Here is a 15,564-nt window from a genome sequence, read left to right on the forward strand (position 1 = left end):
AAAATATATTTACAAATCAATTAGTTATTAAGATTAAATCCGACAAAATACACCTTGATAACAAAAAAGCATCTCGCAACAACCTACTCATCTATTGAATCAACTCAATTCATTCAAATACACTCATCTCGAATCGAAGCAATCGACTCAATCTCAATTCTGAATCACCGCGTGCCCGCCACGCCAAGTCGAGACATCATGGACACTCTCAGAAAGGATCTATCCCTGTCAGCGGTCATTGCAGGCTTCATCGCCGTGATCATTTCCTATGCCGGCCCGCTGATCATCGTGTTTCAGGCGGCCCGGGAAGCGCACCTGCCCAACGATCAAGTGTCGTCCTGGATCTGGGCCATATCCATCGGCAGCGGCATTACCGGTCTGTTATTGAGCTGGCGTTTGAGGATTCCGGTGATTACGGCATGGTCGACACCGGGTGCGGCGTTGCTGGTGTCGATGCTGCCCACGGTCTCCCTGCCCGAGGCCATCGGCGCCTATGTGGTGGCTTCGGTGATTATCGCGGTGGTCGGCTTGTCCGGCGCGTTCGACAAACTGATGAGTCGCCTGCCAAAAGCTATCGCCGCCGCCATGCTCGCCGGCATCCTGTTTCGTTTCGGCGCCGAACTGTTCACCTCGATCAAGCTGCAGCCGAGCCTGGTGCTGTCAATGATCGCGGCGTACCTGCTGTTTAAGCGCTTTTCACCGCGCTACGCCATCCTGTCGGTATTGATTGTCGGCTGCGCCGTGGCCGCCTCGTTCGGTGCACTCAACACCGGTTCGATCACCATCGATCTCGCTCACCCGATCTTCATCGCCCCGCAGTGGAGCTGGCACGCGATCATCAATATCGGCCTGCCGCTGGCCCTCGTCACCCTGACCGGGCAGTACGTGCCGGGCATGGCGGTGTTGCGCACCTCGGGCTACAACACGCCTGCGCGCTCGATCATTTCGGTCACGGCCATCGGCTCGATTTTGATGGCGCCATTCGGCTCCCATGGCTTAAACCTGGCGGCCATCACCGCCGCTATCTGCACCGGCCGCGAAGCCCATGAGGATCGCGACAAGCGCTACATCGCCGGGATCGCCTGCGGGGTGTTCTACATTCTGATGGGCATCTTTGGCGCGACCCTCGCTTCGGTATTTTCTGCCTTGCCCAAAGAGCTGATCGCCTCCCTCGCCGGCCTGGCCCTGTTCGGGGCGATCAGCGCCGGGCTGACCGGCGCCATGGCTGACGAGAAACAACGTGAAGCGGCGCTGATCACCTTCCTGGTCACCGCCTCGGGCATGAGTTTCCTGGGGCTGGCCGCGGCATTCTGGGGGCTGATCTTCGGGCTCGTGGCACATTTCGTACTGACCTACACCCGGGAAAGCAAAGCCGGCACCGTCGCCGAGGGCAGCCGACCATGACCGTTCGTTACGACTTCACGGGCAGGGTCTGAAAGACACGTCCATTTTTCTTTCCGACACCAGCAAATGCCAGTCACGGGTGCTGCCGTATCACGCGCCAGCCCCTTGGCTGAGGCACTTATTTAAAGGAATGCCCTCCATGAGCCTGCAGAATCTAGACCCCACCCTCGCTCGCCTGATCGGTCGCGAACGCAATCGCCAGGAAACCCACCTGGAGTTGATCGCCTCGGAAAACTACGTCAGCGAAGAGGTGCTGGAAGCCCAAGGTTCGGTGCTGACCAACAAGTACGCCGAAGGCTACCCAGGCAAGCGCTATTACGGTGGCTGTAAAGTGGTCGACGAGATTGAAAGCCTCGCCATCGAACGTGCCTGCAAACTGTTTGGTAGCGAATACGCCAACGTCCAGCCGCACTCCGGCTCCCAGGCCAACCAGGCCGTGTTTCTCGCTGTGCTCAACCCTGGCGACACGATTCTGGGAATGTCCCTGGCCGATGGCGGCCACTTGACCCATGGCGCCTCGGTAAACTTCTCCGGCAAGTTCTACACCGCCTATTCTTACGGCCTGGAAAAAAACAGCGAAACCCTCGACTACGCCGAGATGGAAGCCCTGGCCCGGGAACACCGGCCGAAAATGATCATTGCCGGTGCCTCGGCGTATTCCAGGACCATCGACTTCCAGCGTTTTCGCAACATCTGCGATGAAGTCGGGGCGTACCTGATGGTCGACATGGCGCACTACGCAGGACTCATCGCAGCCGGCCTGTACCCCTCGCCGGTTGGCATTGCCGACTTCGTCACCTCGACCACTCATAAAACGCTGCGCGGCCCACGGGGCGGTCTGATCCTGGCCAAACGCGAACATGCGGCGTTGCTCGACAAGACGATATTCCCGGTCTATCAGGGTGGACCTCTGATGCACGTCATCGCCGCCAAGGCCGTAGCGTTCAACGAAGCCCTCGGTGATGACTTCAAGCACTATCAGCAACGCGTCATCGACAACGCCAGGACCATGGCGGATATCCTTACTCGACGCGGCCTGCGGGTGGTGTCAGGGGGCACCGACTGCCACATGTTCCTGCTCGATCTGCGCGCCAAGAACATCACCGGAAAAGATGCCGAGGCGTTGCTCGAGAGCGCCCACATCACCTTGAACAAGAACGCGATCCCCGACGATCCGCAAAAACCTGCAATCACCAGCGGCATCCGCATTGGCACACCCGCCCTGACCACGCGGGGCTTCGGTGAAGCCGAATGCGCCGAAGTGGCCAACCTGATTGCCGACCTGCTTGAGCAACCGACCAATGCGGCGCTGCTGGACAATGTCCGTCGACGGGTGATGCATTTGTGTGAATGCTTCCCGGTCTATCTGTTGAATTAACGGCCCTGAAACATAGCGAGGCGGACTATTCTGTCCGCCTTTTTTTTTGCGCCACCTGGCACTGCGGCGACCGGTCGCAGCCGACTGTTACCAAATCCGAAATGATCCATGTCAGTAAAAGCCCTTTCTCAATGTGTTACAGAACATTATCCTTACGCCCGTCCTGCTGAAACGCTTCTCCCCTGCTGCATTCCTGCTGCGTTCAGCGCATCCCCTTTAGAAAAAGATCAAGAATTCCTTCTCTATGCCTGATTTTCAAACTCCGCGAGACAGCGCTGTCTCACCCGCTGTGTCCAGCCGAAAAGCCCTGAAGCTGATCAGCGGGTTCACCGCGCTGGGCCTTGCCACTTGCACCCAGGCCGCGCCAGCCTTCGATAGCGACTCGCCATGGATGCTGGGTGACTGGAACGGCACTCGCACCGAACTTTCGGAAAAAGGCTACGACTTCAAAGTCGATTACACCGGCGAAATGGGCAGCAACCTGCACGGTGGCTACGACCATGACCGTACCGCACGCTACAGCGATCAGTTTGCCTTGGGCACTCACCTGGACTTGCAGAAGATTCTGGGTTGGGACGACGCTGAATTTCAGCTGACCATCACCGAACGCAACGGCAACAACATCAGCAACGACCGGATCAACGACCCGCGGGTCGGCGGTTTCACCTCGGCGCAGGAAGTCTGGGGCCGTGGCCAGACCTGGCGCCTGACGCAGATGTGGTATCAGCAGAAATTCTTCGACCAGAAGCTCGACATCAAGGTCGGCCGCTTTGGCGAGGGTGAAGACTTCAACAGCTTCCCCTGCGACTTCCAGAACCTGGCGTTCTGCGGCTCCCAGGTCGGTAACTGGGTCGGTGGCATCTGGTACAACTGGCCGGTCAGCCAGTGGGCCATGCGCGTCAAATATCACCTGACGCCAGAGCTTTACGCGCAAGTCGGGGCTTACGAGCAAAACCCGTCCAATCTGGATCGTGACAACGGTTTCAAGCTCAGCGGCAGCGGCACTCAGGGCGCAATCCTGCCGGTGGAGCTGGTCTGGACCCCGAAACTCAATGGCCTGCCGGGTGAATACCGCGCTGGTTACTACTACAGCAGCGCCAAGGCCAGCGACGTCTATAAGGACAGCAATGGCCAGCCGGCCGCCCTGAGCGGCGAGGCTTACCGCAGTGCATCGAGCAAGCATGGCGTATGGCTCGGTATTCAGCAGCAACTGACCAGCCGCGCCAGCGACAATTCACGCGGCCTGAGTGTGTTCGCCAACGCCACGATGCACGACAAGAAGACCAACGCCATCGACAACTATGTCCAGGCCGGCGTCGTCTACAAAGGCCTGTTCGATGCCCGCGCCAAGGACGATATCGGCTTCGCGCTGGCCCGTGTCCACGTCAACCCGGCCTACCGCAAGAACGCCGAGGCCACCAACCAGGCCCGCGCCGTCCAGGACTTCGACGATCCGTCGTTCCTGCCCCCGCAAGACACCGAATACAGCAGCGAGCTCTATTACGGCGTGCACGTCACCAACTGGCTGACCGTGCGCCCGAACCTGCAATACATCCGCCACCCCGGTGGCGTGGACAAGGTCGATGACGCGCTGATTGGCGGGATCAAGATCCAGTCATCGTTCTGATTAAACGCATAAAACCTGTGGGAGCGGGCAAGCCTGCTCCCACAGGGACCGCATCAACCAAACACTTTTTCGATGAACCCTGCCCGCGCCAGATCGTCATCTACAGTGAACTTGCGCGGGACTACTTAAAACGTCACGGAGAACCACACTATGAGCACTGATGGTGCTTTGAGTCGAAGCCGTTTATTGCCGACCCTGCTCGGCATTCTGCTTCTACTAATGGGCCTGGCCTTGCTGGCCGGGGGGATCAAGCTGAGCATGCTCGGCGGCTCGCTGTATTACCTGCTGGCCGGTATCGGCCTGATGGTGGCCGGTGGGCTGCTGCTGGCCGACCGTTATGCGGCGCTGAGCGTGTACGCGGTGGTGCTGTTCGCCAGTACCGTCTGGGCACTGTGGGAAGTCGGTCTGGACTGGTGGCAACTGGTGCCACGTCTGGCGCTGCTCTTTACCCTCGGCATCGTCATGCTGCTGCCATGGTTTCGTCGCCCGTTGCGTCGCGGCGACTTCAACCCGGTCGGCACCGGTGTGCTGAGTGCCGCCGTGGTCATCGCCGGTGTCGCCGCGCTAGCCAGCCTGTTCACCAACCCTGGTGAAATCAAAGGCCAACTGGACCGTGACGCCGTGCCTGGCATGAGCAACACCGCCCCGGCCATGCCGGATGGCGACTGGAACTCCTACGGCCGCAGTGCCCATGGCGATCGCTACTCGCCACTGGCGCAAATCACCCCGCAGAACGTCAGCAAACTGGTTCCCGCCTGGACTTTCCGCACCGGAGACCTGCCTGGCCCGAACGATCCAGGTGAAACCACCGCCGAAAACACCCCGCTCAAAGCCAACGGCATGCTCTATGTCTGCACGCCGCACAGCCAGGTGATCGCGCTGGACCCGGACACTGGCAAGGAAATCTGGCGTTTCGATCCGAAGCTCTCCACGCAGAACGCGGCGAACTTCAAGGGTTGGGCGCACATGACCTGCCGTGGCGTGACCTATCACGATGATGCCGCCTACGCGACCGAGCAGAGCCCGACCGGCACTGCCAACGCGCCAGTGACCAGCGTCTGCCCGCGCCGGATCTTCCTGCCGACCGCCGACACCCGGCTGATCGCCCTGAATGCCGACACTGGCAAAATGTGCGAAGACTTCGGTAACGGTGGCCAGGTCGACCTGACCGCCAACATCGGCGGCTTCACCCCTGGTGGTTACTACTCCACTTCGCCACCGGCGGTCACCAAAGACCTGGTGGTGATTGGCGGCCACGTCACCGACAACGTTTCCACCGACGAGCCAAGCGGCGTGATCCGCGCGTTCGACGTGCACACCGGCAAACTGGTGTGGAACTGGGACAGCGGCAATCCGGACGACACCACGCCGATTGCCGAAGGCAAGGTCTACACCCGCAACTCGCCGAACATGTGGTCCATGTTCGCCGTCGACGAAAAACTCGGCATGCTGTACCTGCCGATGGGCAACCAGACCCCGGATCAGTTCGGTGGCGCGCGTACCCCTGAATCGGAACTGCATTCCGCCGGCCTGACCGCGCTGGACATCGCCACCGGCAAAGTGCGCTGGCACTTCCAGTTCACTCACCATGACCTGTGGGACATGGACGTCGGTGGCCAGCCAACCCTGATGGACCTGAAAACCGCAGACGGTGTAAAACCGGCGGTGCTCGCGTCCACCAAGCAAGGCAGCATCTACGTGCTGGACCGCAGCAACGGCCAACCGATCGTGCCGATCAATGAGATCCCGGTGCCGCAAGGCGCGGTGGAAGGCGACCACACTTCGCCGACCCAACCGATGTCCGACCTGAACTTCGTGCCGCCGACCCTCAAGGAACGCGACATGTGGGGCGTGACCCCGTTCGATCAGATGCTGTGCCGGATCGACTTCAAATCCCTGCGTTACGACGGCATGTTCACCCCGCCATCGCTGCAAGGCTCGATCGTTTATCCGGGTAACTTCGGCGTGTTCGACTGGGGCGGCATGTCGGTTGACCCGGTGCGTCAGATTGCTTTCGTGAACCCGAGCTACATGGCGTTCAAATCGAAACTGATCCCGGCCGCCGAAATCGCCAAACAAGGCCCTCGCGTCAGCGAAACCCAAGGCGTACAGCCCAACAAAGGCGCGCCATACGGCGTGATCCTCGAAGCCCTGCTGTCGCCAATGGGCCTGCCGTGCCAGGCACCGGCGTGGGGTTACGTGGCGGCGGTCGACCTGACCACCCACAAAACCATCTGGAAGCACAAGAACGGCACCGTGCGCGACAGTTCGCCGGTTCCGATTCCTCTGAGCATGGGCGTACCGAGCCTGGGCGGGACCTTCACCACCGCCGGTGGCGTGGCCTTCCTGAGCGGCACCCTCGACCAGTACCTGCGCGCCTACGACGTGAAAAACGGCAAGCAGCTGTGGGAAGGCCGCCTGCCGGCCGGCGCGCAAACCACACCGATGACCTACACCGGCAAGGACGGCAAGCAATACGTGCTCGTTGTTGCGGGTGGTCACGGCTCGCTGGGCACCAAGCAAGGTGACTATGTGATTGCGTACAAACTGTCGGAATAAGCGGTAGCGGCAGTTGAAACAAAGGCGACGCCCTGTGAGGGGCGTCGCCTTTTTTTGTGGGCGCTGCAATCCCCGCCATCCCCAAAATCCCTGTAGGAGCGAACTGTGGCGAGGGGGCAAGCCCCCTCACCACAGGCTTGGTCCTACAGTAGTGCGGGGCCCTTTGGAGATCCAAGACCTGTCAAAACCCTGAACACACACTCTGAAATAGCCAGGGCCATTGAAACCACCCCCCACCTGCCCCATCTAAGATCCATACCCTATTGCGCAGGTGCCCCATGACCGACCAGCAAGAATTCCCCGAAGACCCGAGCGAATACGCAGAAACAGACAACGCCGAACACCATGCACCCGGCAAAGGCCTTACCCTGCCTGGCCAGAACCTGCCGGACAAGGTCTACATCATCCCGATCCACAACCGGCCTTTCTTCCCGGCGCAAGTGCTGCCGGTGATCGTCAACGAAGAGCCGTGGGCCGAGACTCTCGAACTGGTGAGCCAGTCCGACCACCATTCCCTGGCCCTGTTCTTCATGGACGCCCCCCAGGACAACCCGCGCCATTTCGATACCAAAGCCCTGCCGGAATACGGCACGCTGGTCAAAGTCCATCATGCCAGCCGCGAAAACGGCAAACTGCAATTCGTCGCCCAGGGCCTGACCCGGGTGCGCATCAAAACCTGGCTCAAGCACCATCGCCCACCGTACCTGGTGGAAGTCGAATACCCGCACCAGCCCACCGAGCCGACCGACGAGGTCAAGGCCTACGGCATGGCGCTGATCAATGCGATCAAGGAGCTGCTGCCGCTGAACCCGCTGTACAGCGAAGAGTTGAAAAACTACCTCAACCGCTTCAGCCCCAACGATCCGTCGCCCCTGACCGACTTCGCCGCCGCCCTGACCTCGGCCACGGGCAGCGAGTTGCAAGAAGTGCTCGACTGCGTGCCGATGCTCAAGCGCATGGAAAAAGTCCTGCCGATGCTGCGCAAGGAAGTCGAAGTCGCGCGCTTGCAGAAAGAGATTTCCGCTGAAGTTAACCGCAAGATTGGCGAACATCAGCGCGAATTCTTCCTCAAGGAACAACTCAAGGTCATCCAGCAAGAGCTGGGGTTGACCAAGGACGATCGCAGCGCCGACATCGAACAGTTCGAGCAACGCCTGACGGGCAAGGTGTTGTCGCCCCAGGCGCAGAAACGCATCGTTGAGGAAATGAACAAACTGTCGATCCTCGAAACCGGATCGCCGGAATACGCGGTGACCCGCAACTACCTCGATTGGGCGACTTCGGTGCCGTGGGGCGTGTATGGCGAGGACAAACTCGACCTCAAGCATGCGCGCAAGGTGCTGGACAAACACCACGCCGGCCTCGACGACATCAAGGATCGCATCCTCGAGTTCCTCGCAGTCGGTGCCTATAAAGGCGAGATCAGCGGCTCCATCGTCTTGCTGGTGGGCCCGCCGGGCGTGGGCAAGACCAGCGTCGGTAAATCCATCGCCGAATCCCTGGGGCGGCCGTTCTATCGCTTCAGCCTCGGCGGCATGCGCGACGAAGCCGAGATCAAGGGCCATCGCCGTACCTACATCGGCGCACAACCGGGCAAGCTCGTGCAGGCGTTGAAAGACGTCGAAGTGATGAACCCGGTGATCATGCTCGACGAGATCGACAAGATGGGCCAGAGCTACCAGGGCGACCCTGCCTCGGCGCTGCTGGAAACCCTCGACCCGGAACAGAACGTCGAATTCCTCGACCATTATCTGGACTTGCGCCTGGACCTGTCGAAAGTGCTATTCGTCTGCACCGCCAACACCCTGGACTCGATCCCCGGTCCATTGCTGGACCGGATGGAAGTGATTCGCCTGTCGGGTTACATCACCGAAGAAAAAGTCGCCATCGCCAAGCGTCACCTGTGGCCGAAACAGCTGGAAAAGGCTGGCGTACCCAAAGGCAACTTGAGCATTAGCGACACTGCATTGAGGGCCTTGATCGACGGCTATGCCCGTGAGGCCGGAGTCCGTCAGCTAGAGAAAAACCTCGGCAAACTGGTGCGCAAAGCGGTGATGAAACTGCTCGACGAACCGAAAGCCGTCATCAAACTCGGCCCCAAAGACCTGGAAGCCTCACTCGGCCGCCCGGTGTTCCGCAACGAGCAAGTGCTGTCCGGCGTCGGCGTGATCACCGGGCTGGCCTGGACCAGCATGGGCGGCGCGACCCTGCCGATCGAAGCCACGCGCATCCACACCCTCAACCGAGGCTTCAAACTCACCGGGCAACTGGGGGACGTGATGAAAGAGTCGGCGGAAATCGCCTACAGCTACGTCAGCTCCCATCTGAAGCAATTCGGCGGTGACCCGACGTTCTTCGATGAAGCCTTCGTCCACCTCCACGTACCGGAAGGCGCAACACCGAAAGACGGCCCGAGCGCCGGCGTGACCATGGCCAGCGCCCTGCTCTCCCTCGCCCGCAACCAGCCACCGAAAAAAGGCGTGGCCATGACCGGTGAACTGACGCTGACCGGGCATGTGCTGCCGATTGGCGGCGTGCGCGAAAAAGTCATCGCGGCGCGTCGGCAGAAGATCAATGAACTGATTTTGCCGGAGCCGAACCGCGGTAACTTCGAGGAGTTGCCGGACTACCTGAAGGAAGGCATTACCGTGCACTTTGCCAAGCGCTTTGCGGATGTGGCGAAGATATTGTTCTGAGCCGTAACCTGATCGTTTCCATGTGTTGGGAATAATCAGACACAACAAAAAGCCCGCTGACCTTTTAATGGGTCAGCGGGCTTTTCATTTATGTCATCTACAAGGGAATGCGGTGAACCAAACCACGAGGTCGAGGCCGCCAGGATCAAACCGGTTCTTTTTTCACTCTGAACCAAGCCGCATACAACGCCGGCAAGAACAGCAACGTCAACGCCGTCGCCACAATCAGCCCGCCCATGATCGCCACCGCCATCGGCCCGAAAAACACACTGCGCGATAATGGAATCATCGCCAGCACCGCCGCCAGCGCGGTCAACACAATCGGCCGGAAACGTCGCACCGTCGCCTCGATGATCGCCTGCCAGGGCTTGAGCCCGGCAGCGATGTCCTGCTCGATCTGATCCACCAGAATCACCGAGTTACGCATGATCATCCCGGACAGCGCGATGGTCCCGAGCATGGCGACGAAACCAAACGGCTGACGGAACACCATCAGAAACAACGTCACCCCGATCAACCCCAGCGGCGCTGTCAGAAACACCATGGCAGTGCGTGAAAAACTGCGCAGTTGCAGCATCAGCAACGTCAGCACCACCACGATGAACAGCGGCACCCCGGCCTTCACCGAGTTCTGCCCACGGGCCGAGTCTTCCACCGTACCGCCGACTTCCAGCAGATAGCCGTCCGGCAGTTCGGCGCGGATCGGATCGAGGGTCGGCATGATTTGCTGCACCAGTGTCGCCGGTTGTTCCTTGCCGTAGATGTCGGCGCGAACCGTCACGTTGGGCAGGCGGTTACGGTGCCAGATGATGCCTTCTTCGAAGCCGTATTCCAGCGTGGCAATCTGCGACAGCGCCACGCTGCGACCGTTGTCGGTCGGCACGGCCAGACTCGGCAGCAACGCCAGCTCAGTGCGCTCATGCACCGTGCCGCGCAGCAGGATCTCGATCAATTCGTTGTCTTCGCGGTACTGGCTGACACTGGAGCCGGTCAGCGAGCTTCGCAGGAATCCCGAGAGGTTCGCCGTGCTCACGCCCAGCGCCCGCGCGCGGTCCTGATCGACGTTCAGGTACACGACTTTGCTCGGCTCTTCCCAGTCCAGATGCACGTTGGCCACGTGTGGATTCTCGCGAACCTTGGCCGCGACTTTACGCGCCAGGGCGCGGACGTCCGCAATGTGTTCACCGGTGACCCGGAACTGCACCGGATAACCAACCGGCGGGCCGTTTTCCAGACGCGTGACCCGCGAGCGCAGGGCCGGGAATTGTTCATTGAGGGTTTCGATCAGCCAGGTGCGCAGGGCTTCGCGGTCTTCGATGGTTTTGGCCAGGACAACAAATTGCGCAAAGCTTGCGGCCGGAAGTTGCTGGTCCAGCGGCAGGTAGAAACGCGGCGAACCGGTGCCGACATAAGCCACATAGTTGTCGATCCCGGCGTGATCCTTGAGCAGGCCTTCGAGACGCTTGACCTCCTCGGCGGTGTTGCTCAGGGAGGCACCTTCGGCGAGTTTCAGATCAACCATCAATTCCAGTCGCCCCGATGCCGGGAAGAATTGCTGCGGCACGAAACGGAACAGCACCACGGACGCGACGAACATCACGATGGTCAGCACGATCACCGTTTTGCGTCGGCGCACGCACCACTCCACCAGCCGTCTGACGCGCTGATAGAACGGCGTGCCGTAAGGGTCGGGTTGGCCGTCGCCAGTGCCGTGTTTGGCGGCGTGAATTTTCGCCAGGTCCGGCAGAAGTTTCTCCCCCAGATAAGGCACAAAAACCACGGCGGCCACCCACGACGCCAGTAGCGCGATGGTCACCACCTGAAAGATCGATCGGGTGTACTCGCCGGTGCCCGATTGCGCGGTGGCAATCGGCAGGAAACCGGCGGCGGTGATCAACGTACCGGTGAGCATCGGGAACGCGGTGCTGGTCCAGGCATAGCTGGCGGCCTTGATCCGGTCGAAGCCCTGCTCCATTTTGATCGCCATCATTTCCACGGCGATGATCGCATCATCCACCAGCAAGCCCAGCGCCAGCACCAGCGCGCCGAGGGAAATCTTGTGCAGGCCTATTCCTAAGTAATACATGCAGGCGAACGTCATCGCCAACACCAGCGGTATCGCCAGCGCTACGACCATGCCGGTGCGCACGCCGAGGGAGAAGAAGCTCACCAGCAACACAATCGCCAGGGCCTCCACCAGTACCTGAACGAACTCGCCAACACCGGTTTTCACCGCGGCGGGTTGATCGGAGACTTTGCGCAACTGCATGCCGGCCGGAAGGTTTTGCTGGATCCGGGCGAACTCGATTTCCAGCGCCTTGCCCAATACCAGAATATCGCCACCGTCCTTCATGGCCACGGCCAGACCGATGGCGTCTTCAGCCATGAAGCGCATGCGCGGCGCCGGTGGATCGTTGAAGCCACGACGAACGTTCGCCACATCACCGATGCGGAACGTGCGATCAGCGACGCGGATCGGGAAGTTCTTGATCTCGTCGACCGTCTGAAAATTCCCCGAGACCCGTAGCTGCAAACGCTCGCTGGTGGTTTCGAAGAAGCCGGCGGTAGACATCGCGTTCTGTTCTTCAAGTGCCTGCTGCACCGCCGCCAGCGGCACCCCGAGGGTGGCCAGTTTAACGTTGGAGAGTTCGATCCAGACCTTCTCGTCCTGCAACCCGAGCAGGTCAACCTTGCCCACATCCTTGACCCGTTGCAGCTGAATCTGGATGCGGTCGGCGTAATCCTTGAGCACTGCGTAATCAAAACCCTCGCCGGTCAAGGCGTAGATGTTGCCGAACGTGGTGCCGAACTCATCGTTGAAAAACGGGCCCTGGATACCCGGTGGCAGGGTCTGGCGAATATCGCTGATTTTCTTGCGGACCTGATACCAGAGGTCCGGGATATCCACCGAATGCATGGAATCGCGCGCCATGAACGTCACCTGGGACTCGCCCGGGCGGGAGAACGAGGTGATACGTTCGTACTCGCCGGTTTCCATCAGTTTCTTTTCAATACGCTCGGTGACCTGGCGCGCCACTTCCTCGGCGGTGGCCCCCGGCCAGTTGGTACGAATTACCATGGCCTTGAAGGTGAACGGCGGGTCTTCGCTTTGGCCGAGCTTGGTGTAGGACAACGCCCCGACCACAGCCAGCAGGAGCATCAGGAACAGTACGATCTGGCGGTTACGCAGCGCCCATTCGGATAGATTGAAACCCATCGGGGATTACTCCTTGTGCGCCAGATTGACCACGCGATTGGAGCGATCCACCGGGCGCACTTGCTGCCCGTCGTGAAGCACATGAACACCGGCCGCCACCACCCAGTCGCTGGCGTTCAGTCCCTCGAGTACCGGCACGGTTTTCTCGCCAAATGCACCGACCCGCACCGGAACTTTTTTCAAGGTGTTGTTGGCGCCGACCACCCACACGTAGGTGGCGCCGTTTTCTGCGGTGAGGGCCGACAGCGGCACTGACAACGGCACCACTTCGGCAGTCTGGATGAACACCCGGGCGCTCTGGCCGAGTTCGGCGGGAACCTTGCCGGCGGTAAAAGCGATACGGGCGGCAAAAGTACGGGATTTGGGATCGGCGGCAGGCGACAACTCACGGATCTGCCCAGGGAAACGCTGATCGGGTTGGGTCCAGAGCTCCACCGAGACCGGCTGACCGACCTTGAAGCGGCCGAAGCTCTGTTCCGGCAGGCTGATCAATACTTCGCGCTCGCCATCGGTGGCCAGGGTAAACACGGTTTGCCCGGCCGCCACCACTTGCCCGACTTCAACCGCACGCTTGGCCACCACGCCATCCTGCGGTGCACGCAGCACCGCGTAACTGGCCTGATTGGTCGATACGTTGAATTCGGCTTTGATTTGCTTGAGGCGGGCCTCACCGGAGCGGTAGAGGTTTTCCGCGTTGTCGTACTGCGAACGGCTGACCATCTGCCGCTCCATCAGGGTCTTGTAGCGATCACGCTCGGCGCGCACCAGGTTCAGATTGGCTTCGGCAGCCGCGACCTGGGCACGGGTGGCTTCCAGTTGCAGGCGCACGTCCTGAGGATCGAGTTCCGCCAGGGGTTGGTCAGCCTTGACCCGCTGCCCTTCTTCGACCAGTCGTCGGCTGACTTTGCCGCCAATCCGGAAGGCAAGGTCCGGCTCATACCGCGCACGGACTTCACCAGGATAACTTTCCATTGCCTGCGCCGAGGGCTCTGGCTGCACGACCATGGCCGGGCGCACGCTGACCGGAGGGGCTTCTTCATGGCCACATGCCGACAATAAAAAAGCCAGACTGACCGGCAACGCGAGGGGCAAGGCAAAGCGCAGCATGGTGAACGACCTTTCGCTAATGGGGCTTGGAATAATTATACTGACCAGTATGTTATTAATAGCAAACTCACCAGTCCAGTATTAAAAGCGAAGAATGTCAGACAATCTTTCCACCCCCAGCGGTCCGGGCCGTCCCAAGGATCTGGCCAAGCGCCGGGCAATCCTCGACGCGGCGAAAATCCTGTTTTTGAGTAAGGGATACGCCAACACCAGCATGGATGCCGTAGCGACTGAGGCCGGCGTGTCGAAGCTGACGGTCTACAGCCATTTCAACGACAAGGAGACCCTGTTCTCCTCCGCTGTCGTGGCCAAATGCGAGGAGCAATTGCCTCCGCTGGTTTTTGAATTGCCGGACGGCGTCGCCGTGGAAACCGTGCTGCTGAACATCGCACACGGCTTTCATCAACTGATCAACAGCGACGAATCGGTGAACCTGCACCGGCTGATGATGACGCTGGGCAGCCAGGACCCGAAACTCGCACAGATCTTCTTCGAGGCCGGGCCGGAACGCGTGCTGCATGGCATGGAGCGTTTGCTGAGCAAGATCGATCAGAGTGGCGTGTTGAGCATCGACAAACCGCGCAATGCCGCCGAGCACTTCTTCTGCCTGCTCAAGGGCGCGGGGAATTTCCGCTTGCTGTATGGCTGCGGCGAACCGGTAACCGGGGATGCGGCCGAAGCCCATGTGCAGGAAGTGGTGGGATTGTTTATGCGGGCGTATCGGCCGGAGTCGGCCTGATGATCGTTCCCACGCGTGGGAACGATCAGTATCGAGTCAAGGCTTGAGCGCTTTCTTCGGATAAATGTCATACCGGCTGGACTTGCCGTCCAGCGCATGGCTCGGCTTCGGCCCATCGATGCACGGCGCCTTGCGCGGGCGTTTGACCACCACCCGGTGACTGGCCAGGGCCAACGCCGCTTCGAGCAGGGCCGGCGCATCCGGATCATCGCCGACCAGCGGCCGGAACAGACGCATTTCCTTCTTCACCAACGCGGTTTTCTCACGATGGGGAAACATCGGGTCGAGGTAGATCACCTGCGGCGGCTCGCCTTCCCAGTTGCGCATCACCTCGATCGAATTGCCCTTGAGCAAACGCATCCGCGCCACGATCGGCGCCACGTCGAAGTCTTCCGCGCCGCGTGCCAGGCCATCTTCAAGCAAGGCGCCGATCAGCGGCTGGCGCTCGATCAGGCTCATCTCGCAGCCCAGGCTGGCCAACACGAACGCGTCCTTGCCCAACCCGGCCGTGGCGTCCAGCACCCGTGGCCGCACGCCCTGGGCGATGCCGACCGCCTTGGCGATCATCTGACCGCTGCCGCCGCCGTACAATCGACGATGGGCCGCGCCACCCTCGACGAAGTCGACCCGCACCGGCCCCGGTGCATCCGGCCCCAGTTGTTGCAGCTGCAACCCCTGCTCGCCCACCTGCAAGGCAAACTCGCCGTCATCCACCTGCAACGGCAAACCCAGGCGCTCGGCCCATTGCTCGGCCTGTGGCTGGAACGTCGCGCCCAAGGCCTCGACATGGATGCGGCAGGCCGCAGGTTGCTCAATCATGGGAAAACACGCTCAAAA

General features: G+C 60.6%; 9 protein-coding genes. 6 read left to right on the forward strand and 3 right to left on the reverse strand.

Annotated features, from left to right (window positions below; all coding sequences use genetic code 11):
- The first annotated feature begins 198 nt into the window (after window positions 1–198).
- The 5 genes from JUI81_RS16950 to lon all read left to right on the forward strand — a co-directional run bounded on the left by JUI81_RS16950 (window position 199) and on the right by lon (window position 9,664).
- Complete coding sequence (locus tag JUI81_RS16950) at window positions 199–1,404, forward strand: benzoate/H(+) symporter BenE family transporter (RefSeq protein WP_019581594.1); 1,206 nt, start codon at window positions 199–201, stop codon at window positions 1,402–1,404.
- A 139-nt stretch (window positions 1,405–1,543) separates the two neighbouring features.
- Window positions 1,544–2,782 carry a serine hydroxymethyltransferase gene (glyA, locus tag JUI81_RS16955; RefSeq protein ID WP_204124707.1) on the forward strand — a complete coding sequence of 413 codons (1,239 nt, stop codon included), beginning with the start codon at window positions 1,544–1,546 and terminating at the stop codon, window positions 2,780–2,782.
- Window positions 2,783–3,026: 244 nt separating this feature from the next.
- The gene (locus JUI81_RS16960; RefSeq protein ID WP_019581596.1) at window positions 3,027–4,409 is read left to right on the forward strand and encodes a carbohydrate porin; all 1,383 of its coding nucleotides are present in this window, start codon (window positions 3,027–3,029) and stop codon (window positions 4,407–4,409) included.
- A 150-nt stretch (window positions 4,410–4,559) separates the two neighbouring features.
- Entirely contained in the window at window positions 4,560–6,968 is a 2,409-nt protein-coding gene (locus JUI81_RS16965; RefSeq protein WP_028939485.1) for a glucose/quinate/shikimate family membrane-bound PQQ-dependent dehydrogenase, read from the forward strand.
- Window positions 6,969–7,246: 278 nt separating this feature from the next.
- Window positions 7,247–9,664, forward strand: coding sequence for an endopeptidase La (lon, locus tag JUI81_RS16970; protein ID WP_028939486.1), 2,418 nt, complete (start codon window positions 7,247–7,249; stop codon window positions 9,662–9,664).
- 145 nt (window positions 9,665–9,809) lie between these two features.
- On the opposite strand, the gene JUI81_RS16975 is transcribed toward lon, so the two are convergent.
- Window positions 9,810–12,881, reverse strand: coding sequence for an efflux RND transporter permease subunit (locus tag JUI81_RS16975; RefSeq protein WP_204124708.1), 3,072 nt, complete (start codon window positions 12,879–12,881; stop codon window positions 9,810–9,812).
- 6 nt (window positions 12,882–12,887) lie between these two features.
- Window positions 12,888–13,988: an efflux RND transporter periplasmic adaptor subunit gene (locus JUI81_RS16980; protein WP_019581601.1), complete on the reverse strand. Its 1,101-nt coding sequence runs from the start codon at window positions 13,986–13,988 to the stop codon at window positions 12,888–12,890.
- Window positions 13,989–14,082: 94 nt separating this feature from the next.
- Between JUI81_RS16980 and JUI81_RS16985 the strand changes: the two genes are divergently transcribed.
- Window positions 14,083–14,727, forward strand: coding sequence for a TetR/AcrR family transcriptional regulator (locus tag JUI81_RS16985; protein ID WP_018926667.1), 645 nt, complete (start codon window positions 14,083–14,085; stop codon window positions 14,725–14,727).
- 36 nt (window positions 14,728–14,763) lie between these two features.
- Here JUI81_RS16985 and JUI81_RS16990 read toward each other — a convergent pair whose 3' ends face one another.
- Entirely contained in the window at window positions 14,764–15,546 is a 783-nt protein-coding gene (locus tag JUI81_RS16990) for a class I SAM-dependent methyltransferase (protein ID WP_018926668.1), read from the reverse strand.
- Between the last annotated feature and the right edge of the window lie 18 nt (window positions 15,547–15,564).

This window comes from Pseudomonas sp. 008 (assembly GCF_016861935.1).
GTDB lineage: Bacteria > Pseudomonadota > Gammaproteobacteria > Pseudomonadales > Pseudomonadaceae > Aquipseudomonas.

Bases quoted from the DNA above. Each gene is read 5' to 3' on its own strand.
- JUI81_RS16950 (WP_019581594.1), top strand. From the start codon at position 199: ATGGACACTCTCAGAAAGGATCTATCCCTGTCAGCGGTCATTGCAGGC.
- glyA (WP_204124707.1), top strand. From the start codon at position 1,544: ATGAGCCTGCAGAATCTAGACCCCACCCTCGCTCGCCTGATCGGTCGC.
- JUI81_RS16960 (WP_019581596.1), top strand. From the start codon at position 3,027: ATGCCTGATTTTCAAACTCCGCGAGACAGCGCTGTCTCACCCGCTGTG.
- JUI81_RS16965 (WP_028939485.1), top strand. From the start codon at position 4,560: ATGAGCACTGATGGTGCTTTGAGTCGAAGCCGTTTATTGCCGACCCTG.
- lon (WP_028939486.1), top strand. From the start codon at position 7,247: ATGACCGACCAGCAAGAATTCCCCGAAGACCCGAGCGAATACGCAGAA.
- JUI81_RS16975 (WP_204124708.1), bottom strand. From the start codon at position 12,881: ATGGGTTTCAATCTATCCGAATGGGCGCTGCGTAACCGCCAGATCGTA.
- JUI81_RS16980 (WP_019581601.1), bottom strand. From the start codon at position 13,988: ATGCTGCGCTTTGCCTTGCCCCTCGCGTTGCCGGTCAGTCTGGCTTTT.
- JUI81_RS16985 (WP_018926667.1), top strand. From the start codon at position 14,083: ATGTCAGACAATCTTTCCACCCCCAGCGGTCCGGGCCGTCCCAAGGAT.
- JUI81_RS16990 (WP_018926668.1), bottom strand. From the start codon at position 15,546: ATGATTGAGCAACCTGCGGCCTGCCGCATCCATGTCGAGGCCTTGGGC.